The organism is Bradyrhizobium sp. SZCCHNPS1003 (assembly GCF_032381555.1).
In the GTDB taxonomy this organism is placed as follows: domain Bacteria; phylum Pseudomonadota; class Alphaproteobacteria; order Rhizobiales; family Xanthobacteraceae; genus Bradyrhizobium.
This window is the reverse complement of record NZ_JAUHIU010000012.1, coordinates 120,908-145,954: the sequence shown is the minus strand read 5'-3', so window position 1 is coordinate 145,954 and position 25,047 is coordinate 120,908. Positions and strand designations below refer to the sequence as shown.

The 25,047-nt window shown below is 66.6% G+C and carries 22 protein-coding genes; 10 read left to right on the top strand and 12 right to left on the bottom strand.

The genetic code is table 11. The features are described 5' to 3' along the window. Nucleotides 1–110 precede the first annotated feature (110 nt). Entirely contained in the window at nt 111–1,718 is a 1,608-nt protein-coding gene (locus QX126_RS20960) for a Na+/H+ antiporter (protein ID WP_315783367.1), read from the bottom strand. Between the two features lie 30 nt (nt 1,719–1,748). Further along, nucleotides 1,749–2,123 (bottom strand): nuclear transport factor 2 family protein, encoded by a 375-nt coding sequence (locus QX126_RS20955; protein WP_315775717.1) that lies wholly within the window; start codon nt 2,121–2,123, stop codon nt 1,749–1,751. Nucleotides 2,124–2,342: 219 nt separating this feature from the next. On the opposite strand from QX126_RS20955, the gene QX126_RS20950 reads away from it, so the two are divergent. Beyond that, nucleotides 2,343–4,214 carry a caspase domain-containing protein gene (locus QX126_RS20950; protein WP_315783365.1) on the top strand — a complete coding sequence of 624 codons (1,872 nt, stop codon included), beginning with the start codon at nt 2,343–2,345 and terminating at the stop codon, nt 4,212–4,214. Here QX126_RS20950 and QX126_RS20945 read toward each other — a convergent pair whose 3' ends face one another. Together QX126_RS20945 and QX126_RS20940 are read right to left on the bottom strand one after the other, a co-directional pair. Further along, nucleotides 4,215–4,907, bottom strand: a complete 693-nt coding sequence (locus QX126_RS20945) for a DUF1345 domain-containing protein (RefSeq protein ID WP_315783363.1) — start codon at nt 4,905–4,907, stop codon at nt 4,215–4,217. A gap of 9 nt (nt 4,908–4,916) precedes the next feature. Next, the gene (locus tag QX126_RS20940) at nt 4,917–5,840 is read right to left on the bottom strand and encodes a farnesyl diphosphate synthase (RefSeq protein WP_315756873.1); all 924 of its coding nucleotides are present in this window, start codon (nt 5,838–5,840) and stop codon (nt 4,917–4,919) included. A gap of 185 nt (nt 5,841–6,025) precedes the next feature. Here QX126_RS20940 and QX126_RS20935 point away from each other — a divergent pair, with 185 nt between their 5' ends. The 3 genes from QX126_RS20935 (at nt 6,026) to QX126_RS20925 (ending at nt 7,938) form a co-directional block, all read left to right on the top strand. Beyond that, entirely contained in the window at nt 6,026–6,697 is a 672-nt protein-coding gene (locus QX126_RS20935; RefSeq protein ID WP_315783491.1) for a transglycosylase domain-containing protein, read from the top strand. 168 nt (nt 6,698–6,865) lie between these two features. Next, entirely contained in the window at nt 6,866–7,048 is a 183-nt protein-coding gene (gene rpmF / locus QX126_RS20930) for a 50S ribosomal protein L32 (protein WP_006610266.1), read from the top strand. Nucleotides 7,049–7,236: 188 nt separating this feature from the next. Next, nucleotides 7,237–7,938 (top strand): hypothetical protein, encoded by a 702-nt coding sequence (locus QX126_RS20925; RefSeq protein ID WP_315783361.1) that lies wholly within the window; start codon nt 7,237–7,239, stop codon nt 7,936–7,938. Nucleotides 7,939–7,956: 18 nt separating this feature from the next. On the opposite strand, the gene QX126_RS20920 is transcribed toward QX126_RS20925, so the two are convergent. Then, a complete protein-coding gene (locus QX126_RS20920) occupies nt 7,957–8,238 on the bottom strand; it encodes a hypothetical protein (protein WP_315783359.1) in 282 nt (93 codons plus the stop codon). A gap of 306 nt (nt 8,239–8,544) precedes the next feature. On the opposite strand from QX126_RS20920, the gene QX126_RS20915 reads away from it, so the two are divergent. After that, on the top strand, nt 8,545–10,212 hold the full coding sequence (locus tag QX126_RS20915) for a bifunctional diguanylate cyclase/phosphodiesterase (protein WP_315735742.1): 1,668 nt from the start codon (nt 8,545–8,547) through the stop codon (nt 10,210–10,212). A gap of 20 nt (nt 10,213–10,232) precedes the next feature. On the opposite strand, the gene phaR is transcribed toward QX126_RS20915, so the two are convergent. Further along, a complete protein-coding gene (phaR, locus tag QX126_RS20910) occupies nt 10,233–10,826 on the bottom strand; it encodes a polyhydroxyalkanoate synthesis repressor PhaR (RefSeq protein ID WP_315735740.1) in 594 nt (197 codons plus the stop codon). Nucleotides 10,827–11,209: 383 nt separating this feature from the next. Between phaR and QX126_RS20905 the strand changes: the two genes are divergently transcribed. From QX126_RS20905 to QX126_RS20890, 4 genes are all read left to right on the top strand, one after another. Next, nucleotides 11,210–12,388 carry an acetyl-CoA C-acetyltransferase gene (locus QX126_RS20905; protein ID WP_315775712.1) on the top strand — a complete coding sequence of 393 codons (1,179 nt, stop codon included), beginning with the start codon at nt 11,210–11,212 and terminating at the stop codon, nt 12,386–12,388. 271 nt (nt 12,389–12,659) lie between these two features. Next, nucleotides 12,660–13,385, top strand: coding sequence for a beta-ketoacyl-ACP reductase (locus QX126_RS20900; RefSeq protein WP_315715178.1), 726 nt, complete (start codon nt 12,660–12,662; stop codon nt 13,383–13,385). Between the two features lie 151 nt (nt 13,386–13,536). Further along, on the top strand, nt 13,537–14,409 hold the full coding sequence (locus tag QX126_RS20895; RefSeq protein WP_315783357.1) for a DMT family transporter: 873 nt from the start codon (nt 13,537–13,539) through the stop codon (nt 14,407–14,409). 229 nt (nt 14,410–14,638) lie between these two features. After that, nucleotides 14,639–16,648: a putative bifunctional diguanylate cyclase/phosphodiesterase gene (locus QX126_RS20890; RefSeq protein ID WP_315783355.1), complete on the top strand. Its 2,010-nt coding sequence runs from the start codon at nt 14,639–14,641 to the stop codon at nt 16,646–16,648. A 1-nt stretch (nt 16,649) separates the two neighbouring features. Here QX126_RS20890 and QX126_RS20885 read toward each other — a convergent pair whose 3' ends face one another. Both QX126_RS20885 and gloB read right to left on the bottom strand, forming a co-directional pair. Then, nucleotides 16,650–17,084, bottom strand: coding sequence for a cupin domain-containing protein (locus QX126_RS20885; protein WP_315735268.1), 435 nt, complete (start codon nt 17,082–17,084; stop codon nt 16,650–16,652). Nucleotides 17,085–17,098: 14 nt separating this feature from the next. After that, on the bottom strand, nt 17,099–17,866 hold the full coding sequence (gene gloB, locus QX126_RS20880) for a hydroxyacylglutathione hydrolase (RefSeq protein WP_315756882.1): 768 nt from the start codon (nt 17,864–17,866) through the stop codon (nt 17,099–17,101). 193 nt (nt 17,867–18,059) lie between these two features. Between gloB and QX126_RS20875 the strand changes: the two genes are divergently transcribed. Next, complete coding sequence (locus tag QX126_RS20875) at nt 18,060–18,836, top strand: class I SAM-dependent methyltransferase (RefSeq protein WP_315735264.1); 777 nt, start codon at nt 18,060–18,062, stop codon at nt 18,834–18,836. Between the two features lie 88 nt (nt 18,837–18,924). Here the strand turns inward: QX126_RS20875 and QX126_RS20870 are convergent, their stop codons facing one another. From QX126_RS20870 to ptsP, 4 genes are all read right to left on the bottom strand, one after another. Further along, a complete protein-coding gene (locus tag QX126_RS20870; RefSeq protein WP_315775709.1) occupies nt 18,925–19,758 on the bottom strand; it encodes a DUF4167 domain-containing protein in 834 nt (277 codons plus the stop codon). Nucleotides 19,759–20,318: 560 nt separating this feature from the next. Beyond that, on the bottom strand, nt 20,319–21,206 hold the full coding sequence (gene prmC / locus QX126_RS20865) for a peptide chain release factor N(5)-glutamine methyltransferase (RefSeq protein ID WP_315783353.1): 888 nt from the start codon (nt 21,204–21,206) through the stop codon (nt 20,319–20,321). 193 nt (nt 21,207–21,399) lie between these two features. Next, nucleotides 21,400–22,485, bottom strand: a complete 1,086-nt coding sequence (gene prfA / locus QX126_RS20860) for a peptide chain release factor 1 (protein ID WP_315783351.1) — start codon at nt 22,483–22,485, stop codon at nt 21,400–21,402. A gap of 60 nt (nt 22,486–22,545) precedes the next feature. Further along, nucleotides 22,546–24,813: a phosphoenolpyruvate--protein phosphotransferase gene (gene ptsP / locus QX126_RS20855; protein WP_315735256.1), complete on the bottom strand. Its 2,268-nt coding sequence runs from the start codon at nt 24,811–24,813 to the stop codon at nt 22,546–22,548. Between the last annotated feature and the right edge of the window lie 234 nt (nt 24,814–25,047).

The following is a 25,047-nucleotide window of genomic DNA, read 5'->3' as shown; positions in this document are numbered from 1 at the left end:
GCGAAGCAATCCAGGGCCGCGCAAGGATTTCTGGATTGCTTCGCTGCGCTCGCAATGACGGCGTTTGCCGCAACATCGCGTCCTACAACCCCGCCACCAGCCCTCAGCTCCTACAGCGGCACGTGCCCATATTCGCGATTGGCGAGGCTCGCCTCTTCCAGATCGAGATCGCGCTCGATGCGGCGGCGGGTCTCGTCGGTGATCTTGCCGTCGCGCAGCATCACGTGGATGAATTTGCGTTCTGCCGTGATCAGCTCGCGGGTCAGCTCGATGCCGAGCGCGGAGGCGTCGTTGTCCTCGGGCCTCAGACCTTCCGGGAGCTGGTTGGTCCGTACCTCGTGGCGCGCCCGCAGCAGCCGCACCACCTCGTCCGACAGCTCGCGATCGCTGGTCATCGTCTCCAGCGACCGCAGGGCGCTGTCGAGCGCCTCGCGCCGGGCCGCGATCTCCTGCTCATGCTCGCGCTGATGCTCGGCGCGACCCTGGTTGCCGACCCCGAGCCAGCGCACGACGGCCGGCAGGGTCAGGCCGAGACCGATCAGGGTGAAGAAGATCACGCCGAAGGCGATGAACAGGATCTGGTCGCGATAGGGAAACGCATCGCCGGTCGAGAGCGTCAGCGGCAGCGCCAGCGCGGTGGCGAGCGAGACCGTGCCGCGCACGCCGGTGAAGCCGATGATGAAGGTCTGCCGCCACGGCGGCAGCGGATCGCGGGCCCGGAGCGAAGAGCTCAGGAGGCGCGGCAGGATGGTCGCCGGAAAGGTCCAGGCGAAGCGCGCGATCACGACGATGGCGAGCACCAGCGCGGTCGCGATCATGATCTCGTCGAGCGGGAAGATCTTCGACTTCTCGTAGATCAGCCGCATCTGGAAGCCGGTCAGCAGGAACAGCATGCCCTCGATCAGGTAGACCATGAGGTCCCAGAAGAAGACGCCCTGCAGGCGGGTTGCCGAGGAGATCCACAATGGGCCGTTCCAGCTCATGTAAAGGCCGCAGGCCACGGTCGCGATCACGCCGGAGCCGCCGACATGCTCGGGGATCCAGAACGCCAGATACGGCGTCAGCACCGACAACGTGATCTCGACTTGCGGGTCGCGCGCGTGGTGACGGGCGCGCAGCATCAGCCAGCCGACGCCGATGCCGAAGGCGATCTCGCCAACCACGATCAGGCCGAACTCGCCGGCCGCGACCGGAAAGGAGAAGGCGCCGGTGGTGGTGGCGGCCACCGCGAAGCGATAGAGGATCAGCGCTGTCGCGTCATTGGCGAGGCCCTCGCCTTCGAGGATCACCATGACCCGGCGCGGCAGATGCAGCCGGCGGGCGATGGCGAGCGGCGCCACGACGTCGGGCGGCGCGACGATGGCGCCGAGCAGGAAGCCGATGCTCCAGGGCAGGCCGAGAAGATAGTGGGTCGCCGTCGCCACAGCGGACGCCGTGAAGATCACGCAGCCGACCGCGAGCAGCACGATCGGCCGCAGATTGCGCTTGAACTCGCGCCAGCTCATCGCGACGCTCGACGAATAGATCAGCGGCGGCAGCACCACCAGCAGCACCAGCTCGGGCGGCAGCGCGAAGGCCGGCATGGTCGGCACGAAGGCGAGCGCGATGCCGGCGAGCATCAGCAGGATGGCCGGCGCCAGGTTTGCCCGCCGTGCAAGAAGTGCGGTTCCTGCCAGCACGGCCAGCAGGACCAGGAATGTCTGAAAATGGGCTTCCATAGATATCAGCCGGGCATCGTTGCGCCGGCCTCAATCCCGGAGGTCGTAGCGGTAGGACTTCGACACGATCTGCCAGCCGTCCTTCAGTTTCATCGCCACGAGATAATCGGTGAAATAGCGCGGCGGCAGCTGGCAGCGCACCTTGATGAAGGCCGTCTTGTCGTCCGAACGATCGATGGTGACGATGAAGTCCTCGCGCGGCTTGCCCTCGCCCTTCGCCGACGGGCGCTTGCGCACCCAGGCCAGCCAATCCGGCACGGTCAGGATCTTGAGCTCGCCATTCTCGACCCAGCGCAGGTCAGCGGTGGGGTGGAACACGGCACCGAGCTTGTCGGCGTCGCCCTCGTAGAGCGCATCGAAATAGCCCTGAACGACGGCCTCGACGGTGGAACGGTCTGTGCTCACGGCCAACTCCCTGGGAACCTGGACAAACAAGGATCGCATTTTCGATGCAAAGCGGCGCTTGGCAAGGCATGAACTGGCGTCATTGCGCCAGCGACAGACTATAATGGCCGAGGCCAGGTCGATCGGGAATAAATCTGCGTGATCCCGGTCACAAGCCGAATGGGCTGCACTCTGATAGGCAGGTCCCAGCAGATCTCCCAGCGGTATGGGGTGGGTACGATGTCTTGGTCACTTCGATTGGGCGGTTACATCCTGACGGCAGCGCTGCTGCTGATCGGCCACCCCGCGCTCGCCGAGAAGCGGGTGGCGCTCGTCATCGGCAACTCCGCCTATCAGAACGTGCCGCAGCTCACGAACCCCGCCAATGACGGCGCGGTGATGACCGCGACCTTCAAGAGCGCCGGCTTCGACGTCGTCGATTACAGGCGCGATCTCACCGCCCGTGAGACCCGGCGGGCGCTGCGCGATTTTGCCGACGCCGCGCGCGATGCCGACATCGCCGTGGTCTACTATGCGGGCCACGGCATGGAAGTCGAAGGGGCCAACTACCTGATCCCGATCGATGCCCGGCTCGAGCGTGATACCGACGTCTATGACGAGACGCTGTCGCTCGACCGCATCCTGGTTGCCGTCGAGCCGGCCAAGAAGCTGCGGCTGGTCATTCTCGATGCCTGCCGCGACAATCCGTTCACCCGCAACATGCAGCGGACGGTGGCGACCCGCAGCCTCGGCCGCGGCCTCGCCAAAGTCGAGCCGACCAGCCCCAATACGCTGATCGCCTACTCCGCGAAGGCCGGCTCCACGGCGCAGGACGGCGACGGCAAGAACAGCCCCTTTACACTGGCGCTGTCGCGGCACATCGCGACGCCCGGCCTCGACGTCCGCAAGGCGTTCGGCTTCGTGCGCGACGAGGTGCTGAAGTCGACCGGCAACCGCCAGGAGCCGTTCGTGTATGGCTCGCTTGGCGGTGAGGACGTGCCGCTGGTTCCTGGCGTGCCGCGCGTCGTCACGCAGATGCCGGTCGCGCCGCCCGCAAATCCGCAGGCCGACATCCGGCGCGACTACGAGCTCGCCATGCAGGTCGGCAACAAGGGCGCGCTGAACGCGTTCCTGGCGCAATATCCGGACGGCTTCTATGCCAGCCTTGCCAAGTTGCAGCTCGAAAAGCTCACCGCCGAGGAGAATCGCGCCGCCGCTTCCGAGAAGGCCCGCGCCACCGAGGCCGAGCGCGCGCGACTCGTCGCGGAGGGCGCGCGCAAGGACACCCTCGCCAAGGCGGAGGCCGAGGCCAAGGCGGCCGAGCAGGCGCGCATTGCTGCCGAGAAGGCCAATCAGCTGGCACAGCAGCAGGCGGCCGACGCCGAGAAGAAGCGGCAGGAGCAGCAGCTCGCGGCGGCCGACAATCCGCGCGCGGCGACATCGCCGGGCGCGCCGGCGGCCGCAGCCCTGCAGCAGGGGCCGGAGGTCGCCTCGCTGACTCCCCCATCGCAGCCGGCTGATCTCGCCAAATCTGTTCAACTCGAGCTTCGCCGCGTCGGCTGCCTCAGCGAGGACGCCGATGGCGACTGGGGCTCGGCCTCGCGCCGCTCGCTGTCGCAGTTCAACCGCTATGCGGGCACCAAGCTCGACACCCAGGCGGCCTCGGCCGATGCGCTGCAGGTGATCAAGCTCAAGCAGGCCCGCGTCTGCCCGCTGGTCTGCCAGCATGGCACCAAGCCGGACGGCGACCGCTGCACCCGCATCGTTTGCGCCGAGGGTTCGTTCGTCAACGACGACAATGAATGCGAGAAGCGGCGCGAGAAGAAGCCGGTCGCCAAGCGCGGGCAGGACGACGAGGACATGCCGTCGCGCCGTCGCGCCCGTGCTGCTCCCGAGCCCGGCCTGCCGCTTCCCAATGCCGGCGTCGGCCTCGGCATCGGGTCGGCGCCGGGCTACGCCAGGCCGCAGACCCAGGCCGCCCGGCCGCCGAAGTCCACCGGCCAGATCTATTGCGATGCCTATCTGTGCCGCGCCGTCAGGCCCGGCTGCCGTCTCGAATATCGTGGCGGCGGTGGTCCGGCCAACAACGCCAGCGTCGAGGTGTGCAACTGATCAGGACGAGATTACGCTGGCGGCGATGTTGACCATCAGGGCGACCAGCGCGGTGTTGTAGACGAACGAGATGATGCCGTGCACGGTCGCGGTGCGGCGGATGATCTTGTCGGTGATGCCGACGTCGGAGACCTGGGCGGTCATGCCGATGACGAAGGAGAAGTAGACGAAGTCCCAGTAGTCGGCGTGCTCGTCCGTGTCGCCGCTGGGGAATTGCAGGCCACCGGGCTTGGCGCCGCGGTAGTAGTCATGAGCGTAGTGCAGGGCGAAGGTCGCATGCACTGCGGCCCAGGACAGCGAGACGGTGAGCAGCGCCAGCGTCAGCGCCGGGGCGTCGCGCTTGGAGGCGCCGAGCTCGAGCACGATCGCCGCGATGCTGGCAAAGGCGCCGAGCGCCGTGACCAGCAGGATCACGAAACGGCCGTCGTCCTGCATGATCGCCTTGCGGCGGATGTGATGATGCTCGCTGCGCAGCATCATCGCCGCGACCAGCACGAGGTAGAGCGCGGTGAAGATGTCCCAGGCGAGCAGCAGCCGCGTGATCAGGCGGAGCGCCTGCGGCAGCAGGAAGAACGCGATGATCGCGATGCCCAGCGAAACGAAGGTGCGCGGCCGCGCATAGATGACGCGCAACGCAGCCGGCATGCTTGCGAAGCGGGCGAGGTCCGGATCGTCGGGATGGACTCCGGCCAACGCCTCGCCTCAGCTCTTGCGCTCGGCGACGAAGTGGGCGGCGGCGCGCAGCACGTCGCCCTTGGCGCCGAAGATCGACAGCGCGGCATCGCCGCGGGCGAGGAGGTCGCGGACGCGCTGCCTGGCGCCCTCGACGCCGAGCTGGGTGACGAAAGTGGTCTTGCCGAGCTCGGCGTCGGCGCCGGCCGGCTTGCCGAGCGTCGCGGCATCGCCCTCGACGTCGAGCAGGTCGTCGGCAATCTGGAAGGCTTCGCCGAGCGCGCGGCCGTAATCGTCGAGCGCCTGGTACTCAGCTGCCGACGCCTGGCCGAGCAGGGCGCCGGCGATGCAGCCGAAGCGGAGCAGGGCGCCGGTCTTCATCTGCTGCACGCGAGCGACGTCGACCGGGTCGCGGTCGCCGAACCGGCCTTCGCCGGCCAGATCGAGGATCTGGCCGCCGGCCATGCCGCCGACACCGGCGCAGCGGGCCAGCGCGCGGGTCAGCGCCAGCCGGACGCCGGCGTCGGCATGGATCTCGTCGCGGGTGATGATGTCGAAGGCGATGGTCAGCAGCGCGTCGCCGGCCAGGATCGCGGTGGCGTCGTCATAGGCCTTGTGCAGGGTCGGACGTCCCCGGCGCAGGTCGGAATTGTCCATCGCCGGCAGGTCGTCATGGATCAGGGAATAGCAGTGGATGCATTCGAGCGCCGCGCCCGCCATCAACGCGCCGCGCCGGGGCACGCCGAACACGGCGGCGCTCTCGACCACCAGGAACGGGCGCAGCCGCTTGCCGCCGTTGAGGCTCGAATAGCGCATCGACTCGATCAGCCGCTTCGGCCTGATGATCTCGTCCGCCAGCGGCGCATCGCCGAGGAGCTCGCCGAGCAGGGCTTCGGTCTCTTCCGCGGTCTTGTCCAGGCGTTGGGTGAAGTCGGTGAGGGCCGTCGCAGTCATTTAACAAGAGCTCCAGGGGCAAAATTCGCCGGACAATCGTTGATGGCGGCGACTTCGTCAATTGCCGGGGCGGTGGCGGCTTTCGGCCGCAACTGCGGAAAAAAGCAGGAAACCACATCGAGATGTCGGATAATCCCGGCCAATTGTCCGCCGCCGCGGCGGTCGAACCCGAGCGACGCCTGCCCTTGCGTACCGTCAGAACCATCCTCCTGATCGTCGTGCTGGTGCTGCTCGTGCCCTACGCGCTGACGCCGTTCTATGCCGTGGGTCACCCCGTCTCGACCCTGATGCTGTGGCGGTCGGTGACGGGGCAGCCGGTAACGCGGCACTGGATCGACCTCTCGGCGATGTCGCCGTATTTGCCCCGCTCGGTGGTGGCCGCGGAGGATGCCAAATTCTGCGGCCATCACGGCATCGACTGGGGGGCGCTGCGGGAGGTCATGGACGACGCCGAGGACGGCGAGGTCAGCCGCGGCGGCTCGACCATCACCCAGCAGGTTGCCAAGAACCTGTTCCTCTGGCAGGGCCGCAGCTATGTCCGCAAGGCGCTGGAACTGCCGCTGGCGCTATGGATCGATCTCGTGCTCAACAAGCGGCGCATTCTCGAGATCTATCTCAACATCGCCGAGCTTGGCCCATCCGGCCAGTTCGGCGTCGAGGCGGGCGCAAATTACGCCTTCAACCGCTCCGCCGCGGGGCTCGGCCCGCGCGAGGCGGGGTTGATGGCCTCGATCCTGCCGAACCCCGTCCGGCGCAGTGCCCGGGTTCCGGGGCCGGGTGTGCGGCGGCTGTCCGCGACCTACATGGTGCGGGCCCAGGCCTCCAGCCTGCAGACCTGCTGGGGGGAGCGGCGTTGAGACCCGAGCGGGCGCAATTTTGGCCAAAAATGCCTCGGAGAGCCCTAGCCATGCCGCACCCCTTCCTCTATAAGCGCGGCCTTGATCGGCATCCGGCTCGCCAGCTTCATGGCTGCAGCCGTCCCTTTGCGGACGATGCCTTCCGAAATACCCCTAGAGGATACCGATATGGCCGTCCCCAGAAGAAAAACTTCGCCGTCTCGCCGCGGCATGCGCCGCTCGGCTGACGCCATCAAGAAGCCGACCTATGTCGAGGACAAGGATTCCGGCGAGCTGCGTCGTCCGCACCACCTGGACCTGAAGACCGGCATGTACAAGGGCCGCCAGGTTCTGAAGAAGAAAGACGCCTGATTGTCCGCGCGGGCCGCTTTCCAAGCTGCCCGAATTCGGCCATCGATGGGGTTGAAAGCGGTCCCGTGCGACGTGATTCGCCGGGACCGTTGCGTATCTGTGTCGCGTGATCCCGTCTCGCTGTCATCATCTTCGCACCGATTGATTTTGCGCCGGGCCGCCGCCCGCGCCATCCAAGGCTTCAACCGATGTCCATGGTCGGTTTCCCGCTGCTGCTGATCCCGCTGGCGATCTACAACATGATCGTCTTCCTGATGCCGGGGGTCGCCTTCAGCGAGACGCTGCTGCGCCTTCAGCTTCCGTCCGGCGAGGTCTGGACGATCTCGCTCGGCGACATGCTGCTGGCCCTGGGCGTGCTGCTGCTGCTGCTCGAAATCATCAAGGCGGCGAAGCCGAACGGGAAATATCTGACCGATCATCTGCTGTCGCTGCTGGTCTTCGGCGGCGCCGCGGCGGAATTCGTGATGTGGCAGAAGTTCGGGAATTCGACCTTTCTGCTGCTGACCCTGCTGGCGATGGTCGATTTCTTCGGCGGCATCTCGCTGCGCACCAAGCGCGCCGCCCGCGCCGTCGTAGCCGCGCCTGCTCCCGCGCCGGTTCCTGCCGACGTGCCCGTCTCTGATCCCGAGCCCGAGCTGATCGAAGAATCGGCCAAAGAACCGGCCAGGGCAGAGCTTCAGCCGGCGGATGCCGCTGTCCCTCCTGCACCCGACGAGGAGTCCACCGATGCCGTGCCGGCAGCGGCCTCGGTCGCCGAATCGGTGCTGCTCGATCGCTCGGTGCCGCGGCCGGCTGCTGCGGAGCCGAAAGGCGCCGCCCCGGAGTTGCAGGCCGAGGTGACCGGCCCGGGGGCCCATGAGCCGCCAAAAACCGACACGCCAAAGGCCTGACGCGCAGGCGAGCCGCGCTCAGATCACCTGCCGGGTCCGGCCGACGGCCCGCGTCACCGGTTGAAGCCTCGCCGCATAGGCGTTGTGCACGTCTGCCGGCGCGGCACGCCTCAGCGTGCGGGTCTGTGGCAGGTGCTCGGCGGTCGCGATCAGATGGGTGACGAAGCTGGCGTCGGGGCGGGAGGCGCGGACCATGCCCGCGCGATGCTCGTCGCTGGTGCCGGCCGGCAGCAGCACGACCGAGCGCGACGTCTCCTCCGTTCGGTCCAGGCGGCCCTCGTCCTGATCAATCGTTAACATTGCCCAACCATTACCGGCGCGCGTGTCACGTTATGGGACGCCGGAGCCTTTCGCCATTCCAACTCGCAAAGCCAATGCCGTTCCAAGCGCGTCGGGCGCTGTACGTTCCAAAGATGGTTGACGCGTCTCGGACACGCGCTCGTCGTCTCGGCATGCTCTCCGTTAACCAGAGATGCGTAGTCTGATTCGCGAAGTCGGCCGCCGCCGCTCGCGCAGATACGCGTCGGCCGTTCCCAAATCAGCGCCGGTCTTGCCGGCCTGTGCCGAAACGAGGCGATCTTGACATCCGAATTGCCACAGACCGCGATGATCCTGGCATCCCTGGGCCAAGCTGCCTTCGTCTGGGATCTGGCGAGCGACGTGATCGTCTGGAGCGATCACGTCGGGGCGGTGTTTGCCGACGTTCCGCTGCCGCAACTCTGCAACGGCGCCGAATTCAGCAAGCTCATCGAGCCGGACCGCAGCATCCGCTCCGAGATCATGCACCAGGCGGCGCCGCTGCATGGCGCCGCCGGCACGCCGTACCGGATCGAATATGGCGTGCGCACCCACGCGGGTGCGCCGCTGATCTGGGTCGAGGAGACCGGCTGCTGGTTCGCCGGCCCCGATGGGCGGCCATCGCGTGCCCAGGGCATCGTGCGGATCAACAACGAGCGCCACGCCCGCGAGGAGCAACTGCTCAAGCTGTCACGCCACGATCCGCTGACCGGCGAGCTGAACCGGACGCACCTGTTGGCGACGCTTGCCGAGGTGATCGAGGAGTCGCAGCGCTTCCGCTTCTCCTGCGCCTTCATGCTGGTCGGCATCGATCATCTCGCGCGCATCAACGACGCCTTCGGCTTCGACGTCGCCGACGGCGTCGTGCTGGAGATCGCCCAGCGCATCCGGGGCCGGCTCCGCGGCGGCGACACGCTCGGGCGGTTCTCGGGCAACAAGTTCGGGTTGATCCTGAAGAACTGTACGATGGACGACATGAACACCGCCGCCGAACGCTTCCTCGCGACGGTGCGCGACGAGGTGGTGCCGACCAAGTCTGGTCCGGTCGCCGTGACCGCGACGATCGGCGCAGTCAGCGTTCCCCGTCACGCCCGCTCGGTCGAGGAGGCGGTCAACCGCGCCCATGAGACGCTCGACGCCGCCAAGCGCCGCCGCATCGGATCGTTCTCGACCTGGCGGCCGAACGTGGAGCGCGACGCGCAGCGCAAGGTCAACATCCGCGTCACCGACGAGATCGTGACCGCGCTCAATGAGCGGCGCATCGTCACGGCGTTCGAGCCGGTGGTGAATGCCAACACGCTTGCGCCCGCCTTCTATGAATGCCTGGTGCGGATGCGCCAGGATGACGGCCGGGCCCTCCTGGCGCCGGACGTCGTGCCGGTCGCCGAACGTCTCGGCCTGATCCGCCTGGTCGATCACCGCATTCTGGAGCTGGTGGTGGCGGAGCTTGCGAGCACGCCCGACGTCACCCTGAGCCTCAACATCTCGCCTGAGACCACCATGGATCCGGACTGGTGGGCCTCGATCGAGTCCATGATGCGCGCCCATCCGGGGGTCGCCGAACGGCTGATCGTCGAGATCACCGAGACGGTCGAGATCCAGGACGTCGACGATCTCCGCGGCTTCGTGACGCGGCTGAAAGATCTCGGCAGCCGAATTGCCATCGATGATTTCGGCGCCGGACACACCTCGTTCCGCAATCTGCGCAAGCTCGGCGTCGACATCGTCAAGATCGACGGCGCCTTCGTGCAGAATCTCGTGCGCTCGGCTGACGACCGCGCCTTCGTGCAGACGCTGGTCGAGCTGGCGCGACGGCTGCAGATCAAGACGGTCGCGGAATGGGTGCAGGACGAGGCGTCGGTCGCGCTGCTGCGCGACTGGGGCTGCGATTACATCCAGGGCCGGGTGATTGGCCTCGCCTCGGTCGATCGGCCGTGGATCGGTAACGGCACGGTCGAGTTGCCGGCGGCGAGCTGATCGGCCGCCGGCCTTCGGCGTCAGCCTTGCTGCTCGTCCTTCTTCGGCTCGGACATGCGGTCGAGCCGGTCCTGCATTTCCTTCATCTGACGACGCAGCTCGTCGATGTTGTCGTCGGCGGCCGGGGTCGGCTCGGCCGCCTTTTCCTCCCCGCGGGCCGGCGGCGCGAACGGCTTGAACATCGAGAAGGTCTGCTGGAACAGCTCCATGTTGCGGCGCACCTGCTCCTCGAGCGGCGCGAATGGCGTCCCGCTGAAGGTGTCAGCGATCTGCTTGCGGAACTTTTCCTGCTCTCTGGTCAGGGTATCGATCGACTGCTCAAGGTATTTCGGTACCACCATCTGCATGCTGTCGCCGTAGAAGCGGATGAGCTGGCGCAGGAACGTGGTCGGCAGCAGGTTCTGGCCGGCTTTGTTCTCCTGTTCGAAGATGATCTGGGCGAGTACGGAGCGTGTGATGTCGTCGCCGGTCTTGGCGTCGTAGACCAGGAAATCCTCCCCGTTCTTAACCATCGAGGCAAGATCTTCGAGGGTCACGTAGGTACTCGTCCCGGTATTGTAGAGCCGCCGGTTCGCGTATTTCTTGATTGTGGTGGGTTGGTCAGATTTCGCCATGAGCTCACACATGCAAACCGAGAACAGGGAACCCGGCGGCGTCGCCGCAGGGCGAAGAGCTACGCAATGCAATAACGTAATCACTTTCGGGCGAGTTCGGCTACGGTTTTGTGCGGAACGGTTAATCCCGCAGCAGAAATCTTGCTCACGAAACGGCCAAGCATCCCAATTTGAATGCGCTGCAACAGGAATTGCTGATGCCGCCAATTGACATGTCGCAACGACGTTAACAGGATGAAGCGCGAAGGTTTCGCACTCGCCAATCCGGGGCTTGCGGACGGCCGGCACGACCGTGAACTGAAAAGATCATTTTCATTTCAAATACCCTCAAGTTCTCAAGCCCTCGCTTTCACGTCCAAGATCAAGAACCCCAGGAGATGCCCATGTCAGACGATGTCGTCATCGTCAGTGCCGCCCGTACCCCGGTTGGAAGCTTCAACGGTGCCTTTGCCAGTGTTCCGGCCCATGAGCTGGGCGCTGTCGCAATCAAGGCCGCACTGGAACGCGCCGGTATCGAGCCGGGCCGTGTGTCCGAAGTCATTCTGGGGCAGATCCTGACCGCAGCTCAGGGCCAGAACCCGGCCCGTCAGGCCTCGATCGCCGCCGGCATTCCGGTGGAAAGCCCGGCCTGGGGCATCAACCAGCTGTGCGGCTCGGGCCTGCGCTCCGTCGCGCTGGGCTACCAGGCGCTCGTCAATGGCGACTCCGACATCGTGGTTGCCGGCGGCCAGGAGTCGATGAGCATGGCGGCGCATGCGCAATACCTGCGCGCCGGCGTGAAGATGGGCTCGCTCGATCTGGTCGACACGATGATCAAGGACGGTCTGTGGGATGCCTTCAACGGCTATCACATGGGCAACACCGCCGAGAACGTTGCGAAGCAATATCAGATCACCCGCGCGCAGCAGGACGAGTTCGCCGTTGCATCGCAGAACAAGGCCGAGGCCGCTCAGAAATCCGGCAGGTTCAAGGACGAGATCGCGCCCGTGACGGTCAAGAGCCGCAAGGGCGACACCGTGGTCGACACCGACGAATACCCGCGTCATGGCGCGACGGTCGAGGCCATGGCCAAGCTGCGTGCGGCCTTCGAGAAGGACGGCACGGTCACCGCCGGCAACGCGTCGGGCATCAATGACGGCGCAGCGGCCGTGGTGCTGATGACCGCCAAGCAGGCAGCCAAGGAAGGCAAGACCCCGCTCGCCCGGATCGTGTCCTGGGGACAGGCCGGCGTCGACCCGAAGATCATGGGCACCGGCCCGATCCCGGCGTCGCGCACGGCGCTGAAGAAGGCCGGCTGGAATATCGCCGACCTCGACCTGATCGAAGCCAACGAGGCGTTCGCCGCGCAGGCCTGTGCCGTGAACAAGGACCTCGGCTGGGATCCGGCCAAGGTCAACGTCAACGGCGGTGCGATCGCGATCGGCCATCCAATCGGTGCATCCGGCGCGCGCGTGCTCGTGACCCTGCTGCATGAGATGCAGAAGCGCGACGCCAAGAAGGGCCTCGCGACGCTGTGCATCGGCGGCGGCATGGGCATCGCGCTGTGCGTCGCACGCGACTAAAAAGCCGGCACTGACTGCGAACCGTTGAGTCTTCGCAATCGCGTCCAGCTCAACTAAAGATCAACGCCCGGCGATCTCGCCGGGCGTTTTGTTCTTGATGTCCGTCAAACACGTCGCATAATCGACCACTAAAAAAATGGAGTTGAGCGAGCATCGAGGGTCATGCGGCAAGTTGATCGTCGCACGACGTTTCATGATCCAATAACAACGGTATGCACGGTGGCAGCCAGAGGTTGTCCTGTGCGATCAGTCATCGAGGGAAGGATTCGACATGGCACGTGTGGCGTTGGTGACCGGGGGGACGCGCGGTATCGGAGCGGCGATCAGCAAGGCGCTGAAGGCGGCAGGATACAAGGTCGCGGCGAATTACGGCGGCAACGATGCCGCTGCGGAGAAGTTCAAGAGCGAGACCGAGATCCCCGTCTACAAATGGGACGTCAGCTCGTTCGAGGCCTGCGGCGAAGGCATCAAGAAGGTCGAAGCCGATCTCGGTCCCATCGACGTGCTGATCAATAATGCCGGCATCACCCGTGACACGGCCTTCCACAAGATGACGCTCGAGCAGTGGAGCGCCGTCATCAACACCAATCTCGGCTCGCTGTTCAACATGACCCGCCCGGTTATCGAGGGCATGCGCGCGCGCAAGTTCGGCCGCATCATCAATATCTCCTCGATCAACGGCCAGAAGGGCCAGTTTGGCCAGGTCAACTACTCCGCGGCGAAGGCCGGCGACATCGGCTTCACCAAGGCGCTTGCGCTGGAGACGGCCAAGGCCGGCATCACCGTCAACGTGATCTGCCCGGGCTACATCAACACCGAGATGGTGCAGGCGGTGCCGAAGGACGTGCTCGAGAAAGCCATTCTGCCGCTGATTCCGGTGGGGCGCCTCGGCGAGCCCGAGGAGATCGCGCGCGCCGTGGTGTTCCTCGCGGCGGATGAGGCGGGAGCCATCACCGGCTCGACGCTGTCGGTCAATGGCGGCCAGTACATGGTGTGATCTGCGCCGGCGGCGTTGCCTCCGGCCGCCTTCTGCGGTTAAGGAAATCGAACGCCCGCGCTCGCCGCGGGCATTCACGTCTTGGACGCTTCCCGCACGGACGAAGGCGTGGTGGCCGGCATGAGCCGGCCGTGACGGAGCCTGCCGCCTGATGTCCCAGCGAACTGCGACCCTGATCGGTCTGACCGCGATCCTGATGTGGTCGCTGCTCGCCTTGTTGACGGTGGCGACGGGTACGATCCCCGCCTTCCAGCTTGCGGCAATGACCTTTGCTGTCGGCGGCGCGGTCGGCCTGCTCAGTGTGTTGCGTCGACCGGATGGGCTGCAGGTGTTGCGGCAGCCGGCGAGGGCGTGGGCCGTGGGCGTCGGCGGCCTGTTCGGCTATCACGCGCTGTATTTCCTGGCGCTGCGCTTCGCGCCGCCGGCGGAAGCCGGGCTGCTGAACTATCTCTGGCCGCTGCTGATCGTGATGTTCTCGGCCTTCCTGCCTGGCGAGCGCCTGGCGGTCCATCACGTCATCGGCGCCGCGATCGGTCTCGTCGGAACCGCGCTGCTGTTGCTCGGCAACGGTGCGAGCTTCGCTGCGAGCCAGTTGCCGGGGCTTGCGGCCGCCTTCGTCGCGGCGTTCGTGTGGGCGATCTATTCGGTGCTCTCGCGTCGTCTGAAGGCGGTGCCGACCGATGCGGTCGCCGGCTTCTGCCTGGCGACGTCCGCGCTGGCGGCCCTGGTCCATGTTGCGGTCGAGCGAACGGTCTGGCCCGACAGCCCGACGCAGTGGCTCGCTGTTGCCGGTCTCGGCATCGGCCCGGTGGGTGCTGCGTTCTACGCCTGGGACATCGGCATGAAGCGGGGCGACATTCGGGTGCTCGGTGCGGCGTCCTATGCGACGCCGCTGCTGTCGACGGCGTTCCTGATCGTTGCCGGCTACGCGCGGCCGAGCGCGACCATCGCCGTGGCGGCGCTGCTGATCGCCGGCGGCGGTCTGGTCGCGGCCAAGGACATGTTCCTTCTGCGCAAGCGCTGACCGCGTCAGGTTGAGCGAAAGCCAGGCGGTGCCCGCTCGCATGCGGACTTCGGTACGGCGGCCCGAATCCGCCGGTTATCCTTGATGCGCACTTAACCGTGCGCAAAACCAGCGCGCCGGCCGGTAGCTCACAACCGCCGATTACGGTTTGGCGCGGTCTGCACCTAACCCGCCCTTTACCCGTCCCGCGCGATAGTTCGCGGCAAATGGTGCTGACAACGGGGCGGCGATGCCGGACGTGAGACGTTACATGGCCCGCGCGGGGGAGTTGTTTCGCGTCCCCGCCGACAATCCCGAGCTGACGCGCGCGCAGTTCCAGGCGTTCTCGAAGCAGGTGCCGCTGCTCTATTTCATTCTCATCACCAACAGCCTGGCGCTCGCCTACACGTTCCTGCCGCTGGCGCCGACGTGGCTCACGATTTCGGTGCCGGCCCTGCTATCGACGATTACCGGCGCGCGGATGCTGTGGTGGCTGCGGCAGGGCGAGGCCGCCAGCAACGACGCCGAGGTGCTGCGCAACCTGCGCGTCACCAACCGGATCGCCGGCCCGATCGGGGCGCTGTTCGTCGTCTGGTCATTCGCGTTGTTTCCCTATGGCGATCCGTTCGCCAAGGGGCAGGTCGCGTTCTACATGGCGGTCACGGTCATCGGCATCATCTTCTGCCTGATGCATTTGCGCTCCGCGGCGCTGATCGTGACCCTTGTGGTCATCGTCCCCTACGTCATCTTCTTCATGTCCACGGGCGTTCACGCGCTGCGTGCGATCGCGGTCAATCAGTTGCTCGTGTCCGGCGCCATGGTCACGGTGCTGTTCATCTACTATCGGGATTTCGCCGCGCTCGTCGCCAGCCGCAAATCGCTGCTCGCGGAGCAGGCCGCGACGCAAGCGCTGTCGGATGAAAACTTCCGCCTCGCCAATCTGGACGCGCTGACCGATCTGCCCAATCGCCGCCGCTTCTTCTCGGAGCTCACGCAGGCATTCGCCGAGGCCGAGCGGGACGGCACGCGGCTCGCCGTCGGCATCATCGATCTCGACGGCTTCAAGCCGATCAACGACACCTATGGACATACGGTCGGCGACCGCGTGCTGATGGAGGCCGCGCGCCGCGTCCGCGACGCCTGTGCCGGCCATGGCGACCAGGTCCATCTCGCCCGGCTCGGCGGCGACGAGTTCGGACTGGTGGTCGCCGGCAACCCAACGGACGACGATCTGCTCAACCTCGGACGGCAGATCACCGAGCTGATCAAGCTGCCCTATCAGTTCGACACGACGCATACCGGCCTGTCGTGCTCGACCGGCTTTGCGCTATATCCGCGCTCGGCCATGGCCGCGGATGCGCTGTACGAATGCGCCGACTATGCGCTCTACCACGCCAAGCGCCGCGCCCGCGGCCAGGCCATCATCTTCTCGACCGAGCTCGAGGCGGAGATCCGCAGCCGCAGCGTGATCGAGCACCTGTTGCGCACGGCCGATTTCGAAGCCGAGATGGATCTGGCGTTTCAGCCGATCATGGACGCGACGAATTCGCGCACCACCGGATTCGAGGTGCTGGCGCGCTGGCACAGCCCCAAGCTGGGGACGGTGTCGCCCGCAAGCTTCATCCCGGCGGCCGAGCGGATCGGCGTCATCCGCAGCCTGACGCGCTGTCTGCTGGTCAAGGCGCTCGCGGCGGCGCGGACCTGGCCGGACGACATTCGCGTGTCGTTCAATCTCTCCGCGCACGACATCTGTTCGCCGGACGGTGTTCTTCCGCTGCTGGCGGTCATTCATGCCAGCGGCGTTCCGCCGCGCCGAATCGAGTTCGAGATCACGGAAACCGCCGTCACCTTTGATTTCGCCCGCGCCGAGCAGTCGATCGCGGCGCTGAAGGCGATCGGTTGCGGCATCTCGCTGGACGATTTCGGCACCGGCTACTCGTCGCTCAGCCACGTTCACCGGCTGCCGCTCGACAAGCTCAAGGTTGACCGCAGTTTCGTGAGCGACGTCAATGCCAACCCGATCAGCCACAAGATCATCAAGTCGCTGACCGGCCTCTGCGCCGACATGGAAATCTCGTGTGTGGTCGAAGGTGTCGAGACCAAGGAGCAGCTCGACAGCCTCCGGCGTTTGGGCGCGGACTACATCCAGGGCTACTACTTCGCGAAGCCGATGCCGGCCGACGCGATTTCCGGCTTCCTCGCCCAGGAGCGCCAGCGCTTCGCCGAGCCCGCCGCGAAGGTCGCGGGCGCGAGCGCCTGACTCAGACCTCCGGCTCCCAGCCGGGCGGCGCGAGTTCGAATCCTTCGAACATGAAGCCCGGCGCCACCGTGCAGCCCACCAGCGTCCAATCGCCGGTGCTCTCGGCGGCTTGCCAGGCATGGGCAGGGACGATCGCCTGCGGTTGCTGGCCGGCTGCGAGGTCGATCCCCAGCGTCGTCATTTGCGACGCCTGGCCTTCGGCGGCGATCCGCAAGGTCAGCGGTGCCCCGGCATAGAAATGCCAGGTCTCGACCGCGTCGACCCGGTGCCAATGCGAACGCTCGCCGCGGGCGAGCAGGAAATAGATCAGGGTCGACGCGGCGCGGCCGGAGGCGTCCACGGCCGGATCGCGGAAGGTCTCGCGAAAATGTCCGCCCTCCGGATGCGGCTGCAGACCAAGGCGCGCGATGATGTCGGCAGCCGAGAGCGTGGTCATCGTCGTCCTCAGCCTTACGACTTGTTCTTGCGCTCGCGCAGTTCGCCGAACACCTGCTCGGCGCTGGCGCCCTTCATGCGCAGCCGCAAAGCGACGGCCGGATCGTCGGCGCGCAGGAACACGTTGGCGGTCTTCTCGTCGCCCAGCAGCGACGGAATGGTCGGCCGGTTGGCGGCACGGAGCCGCGTGACTTCCTCGGCGCGAGCCTTCAGCGCCTCGTTGTCTCCGTCGACGGTGAGCGCGAATTTGACGTTCGAGGCTGTGTATTCGTGGCCGCAATAGAGCCGGAAGTCGTCCGGCAGCGCGCGCAGCTTGAGAAGCGAGTCCCACATCATCGGATAGGTGCCTTCGAACACGCGGCCGCAGCCGACCGAGAACAGCGTGTCGGCCGCAAACAACGCCTTGTCGGCGTCGAACACGTAGGAGACGTGGTCGAGCGTATGGCCGGGCGTTTCCAGCACGCGCGCGAGCAGCTCGCCGATCTTCACGACATCGCCATGGGCGACGCGCAGGTCGACGTTGGCGATCGCCGTCGTCTTGTCGTGCGGCGCGACCACCCGGCAGCCATATTTCTGCTTGAGCTCGGCGACGCCGCCGACATGGTCGTGATGATGATGCGTGATCAGGATGTCGGTGAGCGTCCAGCCTTCGGCGTCCAATTGCCGGACGATCGGTCCGGCCTCGGGGGCGTCGATCGAGGCAGTCGCGCCGGTCGCGGGGTCATGGATCAGATAGCCGAAATTGTCGGACAGGCAGGTGAAGACGCGGATGTCGGCGGCCATGATGTCTCCGTCGGCGGGACCGGGCGAGGCACGATGGTAGCGCTCGCGATGCCAGAAGGTCGTGGAAGCGGAGCCCGGGCGCAGCGCTGCGGGGCGGCCTCCGATGTCCCGGGCAGAGATATGGCGTTAACGCTGGAGGCGCAACGCAATATTCGGCGCGCGGCAGCGCGCGCCCGCATGATACATTGACGTCATGGACGTGATCGATCTGCGGAATTTCTATTCGGGTCGCCTCGGGATCGTCGCGCGGCTCTTGATCAACCGCGGCATCCGCGCGCGCTGGCCGAACGCGGCCGGGCAGCGGGTGCTCGGCATCGGCTATCCCACGCCCTATCTCGGCTTGTTCCGCGAGGATTCCGAACGCTGCATCGCCTTTATGCCGGCGGCGCAGGGGGTGCTGAAATGGCCGACGGCGCGGCCGACCCTGGCCTCGCTGGTGGACGAGTTCTCGCTGCCGCTGCCCGATGCGGCGGTCGACCGCATCCTGATCGTGCATGCGCTGGAGATGTCGGACGACCCGGCCGGGCTGCTGCGGGAGATGTGGCGGGTGCTGGCGCCGGCGGGACGCATGATCATCGTGATCCCGAACCGGCGCGGCGTCTGGACGCGGACCGACAACACGCCATTCGGCCATGGCCGGCCCTATTCCCGCTCGCAGATCACGCAGTTGCTGCGGCAGACCTGGTTCACGCCGACCGGCTGGGGCGAGGCGCTGTTCATGCCCCCGGTCGGTGGCTGGTTCCTGAAATCGGCGATGGCCTGGGAGCGCGTCGGCGCTGCGCTGTCGCTGCCGTTCGCCGGTGTCCACATCGTCGAGGCGACCAAGCAGGTCTACCGGGTGATCCCGGCGCGCCGCGAGCGCATCCGGCTGATCCCACGACTCGAACCCGTGCTGGCGCCGTCACCGTCGGCCCCAGGATCCGGTGGCTCCGGCCGCCGCGAGGTCGGTCTGCCGTCGCGTGACGGATGACACCGGGTCGCTCCCTGCGTGCCTCTCAGCGCAAAGAAAAACGGGTGGGCTCAGGGCCCACCCGTTTCGTCATGACGGAGCGAAATCGCTATTCGCCCGGATTGAGGTCCTCGCTCGGCGCCGGCGCAGCAGCGGCTGCTTCACCGCGCGGACCATGCGGACGCCGGCGGCGGCGCGGATAGCGCTCGGCAGCGCCCTCGAAGGCGGCCGGGGCATTGGCGATCTGCGGCTGCGGGCCGGTGATGAAGGACGGCAACCGATCGACCCCGCTGTCGGCGATGACGGGCTGGGGTTGCGGCTGGGGCTGGTACTGGACGGGCTGCGGACGCTCGCGGTGCTCGCGCGGCTCCCGCTCACGATGCTCACGCGGTTCACGGTGCTCCCGCGGCTCGCGGTGTTCGCGCGGCTCGCGATGCTCACGCGCTTCGCGATGCTCGCGCGGCTGCTGCTCGCGCTGATAGGGCTGGTTGTCGCCGCGCTCGCGCTGGCCGCCTTCGCGATCGCGCATGAAGGGTTGGGGTTGAGGCTGCGGCTGGGCCGGAACGAAGCCGGGCTCCTGGCCGAAATGCGAGAAGCTCTCGCCTTCATCATCGAGGTCGTCGACGGTCAGGTCATCGGCGTTGCGCGGTTGCTGCTGCGGCTGGTTCTGGCGGAACTGCTCCTGCGCGGCGGCAATCAGGCGGAAATAGTGCTCGGCGTGCTGGTAGTAGTTCTCGGCGGCAACGGGGTCACCCGAGGAGCGGGCGTCGCGGGCAAGCTGGACATATTTCTCGGCGACATGAGAGGCGGTACCGCGGATCTTGATGTCCGGTCCATTGGACTCGAACACCCTGGTCAGCGGATTCTGGCCGCGCCGGTTATTGTTGTTGTTACCGCCGCTGTTCCGGTTGCGCATCCGCTTGTTGTTCTGACCGTTTCTCATGTCCTGCCTTTATTCCAACCCTGCGTTAGGAGCACCGATTGCTGAGCACTGATAGTGAGCACTGATTGTTATCGGAATACCGAAAGCGTATTGAAATACCTTCGCCGGGCTCGGACGCCTCGTGCGCGGTCCAAATGGCCATCCGCCCCATGCCGGTTCCGACATGCCGGTTCGACCCATGCCGATGTGATCGACAGCCGATTCTCTCGACAAAAGCGCGTTCAAAACGCGTTCCCCACCCGCCAGCCCCTGGGACCGGCGAACCACGTCATTCAGCCAGCCAGGGCGAGATGCGCCACGACCGACCCAGTTTGCTTAGCGTAAGACCTCAAGTGCAAAGTCAGGCTTTCGTTCGCTTTGCAGTCGCGGGCTGCGCAGCCATCCGGCTCTCGCGCTCAGCAGATCTGCGTTCTGGAACCTATCGCCCGGCGCGGCTCTCTGGCATCTGACTGCTGCGATGTTCCGTGAATACCGCTCGTCGTGGCCTGCGCCGGTGCTATGGGTGGAACGTAGTCGCTCCCGGGGGATATTCCAAGAGCTTTTTCTCTATCCCCCGGCCTTTACCGGAGCTTTTTTAGGCCCATGACGGTTCGGGGAATACCGGCCAGATCGGCCCGGATCGTCGAGGAATCGGCCGCCAGGCCAGCCCTCACCATCAATGCAGCGACGTCGTCACTCTGGCCAAGCCCGACCTCCACGATGACAGCGCCGCCGGGCCGAAGCAGGGCCGCTGCCTGCGGGATCAGCGCGCGGTAGGCGTCGAGCCCGTCCTTGCCCCCGTCCAGTGCGCGCAGCGGATCATGAGTGCGCACCTCGGCGTCGAGCGCGCCGATCTCGGACGACGGGATGTAGGGCGGGTTCGACACGATTAGGTCGAAACCCACAGCCAGCGCTGCGGCGTAGGAGCAGGCGACGAAGCCGGCGCGGTCGGCCAATCCGAGCGCGCGCGCATTGTCCCGCGCGGTCGTCAGCGCGGCCAAGCTGATGTCGGTGCCCAGTCCAAAGGCCCGCGGCAGCTCGGACAGCAGCGCCAGCAGGATCGCGCCGGAACCCGTGCCGAGATCGGCGATGCGCAAGCGACGCTTCAGGCCGCCGCCGGCCGCGAGATGTTCCAGTGCCAGCTCGACCACGGTCTCGGTGTCCGGTCGCGGCACCAGCGTATCGGCCGACAATCGCAGGTCCAGGCCCCAGAACTCTTTGGTGCCGAGGAGGCGGGCGACCGGTTCGCCGGCCAGCCGGCGCTGCATCAGCGTTTCCAGGCGCTGCGCGTCGTCATGGGAGAGCTGTCGTCTCCCGTGCATCACGAGCCCGGTGAGGTCGAGCTGCAGCGCATGGCCGACCAGCAGCCGCGCATCCAGCTCGGGCGAGTCGAGGCCCGCATCTGCAAAGCGCGCGGACAGGGCACGGCGGGCGGCATCGATGGTCACGCCGGCGATGAGGCCGGTCATCGCGCAAGCTCCCTCCACGCGTCATCCCCGCGAACGCGGGGATCCATACGCCGTGCCGTTGCGGGACGGGCGGTCGGAGTTGCCTTCTGTGACAGCCACGAAGGCCGGTGGTTATGGGTCCCGGCGTTTGCCGGGACGACACCGTTTGTGTCGGGGCAGCGTCGCATCGCCTCCTGCAATGCGCCGGTGCGCATCACGCCGCCGCACCTTGCGCGGCGAGCTGGGCTGCCTGGTGCTCGGTCGTCAGCGCATCGATCAGTTCGCCCAGCGCTTCGCCCGCGATCACCTGTGGCAGCTTGTAGAGCGTCAGGTTGATGCGGTGGTCGGTGACGCGCCCTTGCGGGAAATTATAGGTACGGATGCGCTCGGAGCGGTCGCCGGAGCCGACCTTCTCCTTGCGCTCGGCCGAGCGCGCCGCGTCGACCTTCTGCCGCTCGGCGTCGTAGATGCGCGAGCGCAGGATGTTCATCGCGGAGGCGCGGTTCTTGTGCTGTGAGCGGCTGTCCTGCATCATCACGACGATCCCGGTCGGGATGTGGGTGATGCGGATCGCCGATTCCGTCTTGTTGACGTGCTGGCCGCCGGCGCCTTGGGCGCGCATGGTCTCGATGCGCAGGTCGTCTTGCTTGATGTCGACATCGACCTCCTCGACCTCCGGCAGCACGGCAACCGTGGCGGCCGAGGTGTGGATGCGCCCCTGGGTCTCGGTATCGGGCACGCGCTGCACGCGGTGCACCCCGGATTCGAATTTCAGCTTGGCGAAGGCGCCGCGGCCCTGCACCTCGGCGATGATTTCCTTGTAGCCGCCGACGGTGCCTTCGGAGGCCGAGATCACCTCGACCTTCCAGCCCTGCAGGGCGGCGAAGCGCTCATACATCCGGAACAGGTCGCCGGCGAACAAAGAGGCCTCGTCGCCGCCGGTGCCGGCGCGGATTTCAAGCACGACGTTGCGGTCGTCCATCGCATCCTTCGGCAGCAGCGCGACGCGGATCTGCTGCTCCAGCTCGCCGCGGCGCGCGATCAGCTCGTCGCGCTCGGCCTCGGCCATCGCGCGCATCTCGGCGTCGGTGGTGGGATCGGCGATGAGCGCCTCCGTCTCGGCGAGCTCCTTGACGCCGGCGCGATACGCCTTCACCGCGTCGATCAGCGGATTGAGCTCGGCGAGCTCACGGGTGATCTGCACGTAGCGGTCGGAATTGACCTGGCCTAGCAGCTCCGCTTCGAGCGAGGCGTGATGCGCGAGCAGGACATCCAGTTTGGCTTCGGGAAGCGACGACATGATGCAATCTGATCTAGGAGCAAACGATACGAACGGAAGACGCTTGGCGCGACGGGCCCGCTACAGCGCGAGGCCTTCGCTCTCGGCGAACTCGGTCAGCTTCTGCCGCATCGAGAAGCTGCCAGCCGGTGCGGCCAGCCATTCGGCCATCTTCGTCGCCGCCTTGCCGGCGTCGAGTTCGAGGATCATCGCCTTCACAGGGCCGTGCGCGGTGGCCGACAGCGACAGCGAGCGGTAGCCGAGCGAGATCAGCGCCAGCGCGCCGATCGGCTTGGAGGCCATCTCGCCGCACAGCGACACCGACCGCTTGGCCGCCTTGGCCTTGTGCACGATCTGCTGCAACGCCCGCAGGATCGGCGTCGACAGCGTGTCGAAGCGCTCGGAGACCTTGGCATTGCCGCGATCGACCGCGAACAGGAACTGGAACAGGTCGTTCGAGCCGACCGAGATGAAATCGACCTTCGAAAGCAGCTCGTCGAGCTGATACAGCAGCGCCGGGACCTCGAGCATGGTGCCGACGTCGACGCGCTCCGGCAGCGTGTGGCCGTGCTGGCGCAAGTAAGTCAGCTCGCGCTCGACGATCGCCTTGGCCGTGTCGAACTCGGCGACTTCCGAGATCATCGGGAACATGATGCGCAGCGAGCGGCCGCCGCCGGCGCGCAGCAGCGCCCGGATCTGGCCGCGCAGCAGGCCCGGACGGTCGAGGCCGAGGCGGATCGCGCGCCAGCCGAGCGCCGGATTCTCCTCGATCACGGTCTCCATGTAGGGCAGCGCCTTGTCGCCGCCGATGTCCAAAGTGCGGAACGTGACGGGCTTGTGGCCGGCGGCGTCGAGAACCGTGCGATACAGCGCCAGCTGGTCGCTCGAGCGCGGCAGGCTGGCGGACACCATGAATTGCAGCTCGGTGCGGAACAGGCCGATGCCGGCGCTGCCGGTGTCCTCGATATGCGGCAGGTCGATGACCAGGCCCGCATTGATCATCAGCTCGATCGGCTGGCCGTCCTTGGTCACGCAGGGCTTGTTGCGCAGCTCGCCATATTGCGCCTGGCGGCGAGCGCGGAAGCGCACCCGCTCGGCATAGGCGGACTCGATCTCGGACGACGGCCGAACGTAGATCGAGCCCGACGTGCCATCGACGATGATGGCGTCGCCGGGATCGGCGATGCCCGGCGCGTTCGGCACCTCGCCGACGGCGGGAATGCCGAGCGCACGCGCCACGATCGCGACATGCGAGTTGGCAGTGCCTTCCTCGAGCACGAGGCCGCGCAGCCGCTTGCGGTCGTAGTCGAGCAGCGCCGCCGGGCCCATTGCGCGCGCGATCAGGATGGCATTGTCGGGCAGGTGCTCGCGCCGGGGCGCGTGGTCCTGGCCCACCAGTTGGCGCAGCAGCCGGTAGCCAAGGTCCTCGAGATCGTGCAGCCGCTCGCGCAAATACGGATCGGTGGAGCGCAGCATGCGGGCGCGGGTGTCGGACTGCACGCGCTCGACGGCGGCTTCCGCCGTGAGGCCGGTCGCGACCGCCTCGTGCAGCTTGTGCGACCAGCCCTGGTCGTTGGCGAACATGCGATAGGCTTCGAGCACCTCGCGGTGCTCGCCGCCATCGGCGACGTCACCGCGCTCCAGCATGCGGTCGAGGTCGGCGCGCAGCTTGAGCAGCGCGGCGTCGAGCCGCTTGATCTCCTTGGGCAGGTCCTCGGCGATGTAGTTGTTGATGACGACGCGCGGCTCGTGCAGCACGACGTGGCCGAGCGCGATGCCATCGGACAGCACGGTGCCGGTCTTGTGGATCGAGTGCCGCGCCGCCGGCTCGGCGCCGGGCTGGGCGAGCGCTGCGAGCTCGCCGGAGGCGATCATCTCGGCGAGCACCATCGCGGTGGTCTGCAGCGCCTCGACCTCTTCCTCGACATAGGTGCGCTTGGCGCGGTTCTGCACCACCAGCACGCCGAGCGTGTTGCCGGCGCGCAGGATCGGCACGCCAAGGAAGGAGTGGTAGATCTCTTCGCCGGTTTCCGGCCGGTACGAGAAGGCGGGGTGGCTCTGCGCGTCGTTCAGATTGAGCGGCGTCGCCTCGCTCGCGACGAGGCCGACGAGGCCCTCATGCGCGCTCAGCACGGTCATGTGAACGGCGTCGCGGTTCAGACCTTCGGTGGCGTAGAGCTCGAGCGTGTTGTCGACGCGAAGCACATAGACCGAGCAGACCTCCGCGACCATGTTGGCCGCGATCAGCACCACGATCTTGTCGAGTCGCTCCTGTGCCGAGACCTGCTCCGCCATGGTCTCGCGAAGCCGTCTGAGCAGGACGCGGGGGCCTCCCGACGCGCTTCGCATGTGGCACAATCCCCCTTCCTGGGGCCAGCCCGGCACGCGGCCGGATCTGGCGCTAAACTCGCGGCATCGAACAGCTTTCTCGATTCGGCACTATCGCACGCTCAGAGTGCCGGCCCGAACCAGAACAACCATCACTGGAGCACAGTTTGCGGCTGCCATCCTGCGATGGCGTATAGCGAATTAGGGCTTGTTTTGCCAAGCAAAACGCCTGCCACCGCGGGCGGCGTCAACGGC

What these genes read in the sequence shown, in the direction of transcription:
- QX126_RS20890 (WP_315783355.1), top strand. Translation starts at nt 14,639, where the DNA reads ATGCCGGACGTGAGACGTTACATGGCCCGCGCGGGGGAGTTGTTTCGC.
- QX126_RS20900 (WP_315715178.1), top strand. Translation starts at nt 12,660, where the DNA reads ATGGCACGTGTGGCGTTGGTGACCGGGGGGACGCGCGGTATCGGAGCG.
- phaR (WP_315735740.1), bottom strand. Translation starts at nt 10,826, where the DNA reads ATGGCGAAATCTGACCAACCCACCACAATCAAGAAATACGCGAACCGG.
- QX126_RS20915 (WP_315735742.1), top strand. Translation starts at nt 8,545, where the DNA reads ATGATCCTGGCATCCCTGGGCCAAGCTGCCTTCGTCTGGGATCTGGCG.
- QX126_RS20925 (WP_315783361.1), top strand. Translation starts at nt 7,237, where the DNA reads ATGTCCATGGTCGGTTTCCCGCTGCTGCTGATCCCGCTGGCGATCTAC.
- QX126_RS20960 (WP_315783367.1), bottom strand. Translation starts at nt 1,718, where the DNA reads ATGGAAGCCCATTTTCAGACATTCCTGGTCCTGCTGGCCGTGCTGGCA.
- QX126_RS20895 (WP_315783357.1), top strand. Translation starts at nt 13,537, where the DNA reads ATGTCCCAGCGAACTGCGACCCTGATCGGTCTGACCGCGATCCTGATG.
- prfA (WP_315783351.1), bottom strand. Translation starts at nt 22,485, where the DNA reads ATGTCGTCGCTTCCCGAAGCCAAACTGGATGTCCTGCTCGCGCATCAC.
- QX126_RS20940 (WP_315756873.1), bottom strand. Translation starts at nt 5,840, where the DNA reads ATGACTGCGACGGCCCTCACCGACTTCACCCAACGCCTGGACAAGACC.
- QX126_RS20950 (WP_315783365.1), top strand. Translation starts at nt 2,343, where the DNA reads ATGTCTTGGTCACTTCGATTGGGCGGTTACATCCTGACGGCAGCGCTG.
- QX126_RS20920 (WP_315783359.1), bottom strand. Translation starts at nt 8,238, where the DNA reads ATGTTAACGATTGATCAGGACGAGGGCCGCCTGGACCGAACGGAGGAG.
- QX126_RS20870 (WP_315775709.1), bottom strand. Translation starts at nt 19,758, where the DNA reads ATGAGAAACGGTCAGAACAACAAGCGGATGCGCAACCGGAACAGCGGC.
- QX126_RS20885 (WP_315735268.1), bottom strand. Translation starts at nt 17,084, where the DNA reads ATGACCACGCTCTCGGCTGCCGACATCATCGCGCGCCTTGGTCTGCAG.
- QX126_RS20905 (WP_315775712.1), top strand. Translation starts at nt 11,210, where the DNA reads ATGTCAGACGATGTCGTCATCGTCAGTGCCGCCCGTACCCCGGTTGGA.
- rpmF (WP_006610266.1), top strand. Translation starts at nt 6,866, where the DNA reads ATGGCCGTCCCCAGAAGAAAAACTTCGCCGTCTCGCCGCGGCATGCGC.
- ptsP (WP_315735256.1), bottom strand. Translation starts at nt 24,813, where the DNA reads ATGCGAAGCGCGTCGGGAGGCCCCCGCGTCCTGCTCAGACGGCTTCGC.
- gloB (WP_315756882.1), bottom strand. Translation starts at nt 17,866, where the DNA reads ATGGCCGCCGACATCCGCGTCTTCACCTGCCTGTCCGACAATTTCGGC.
- QX126_RS20875 (WP_315735264.1), top strand. Translation starts at nt 18,060, where the DNA reads ATGGACGTGATCGATCTGCGGAATTTCTATTCGGGTCGCCTCGGGATC.
- prmC (WP_315783353.1), bottom strand. Translation starts at nt 21,206, where the DNA reads ATGACCGGCCTCATCGCCGGCGTGACCATCGATGCCGCCCGCCGTGCC.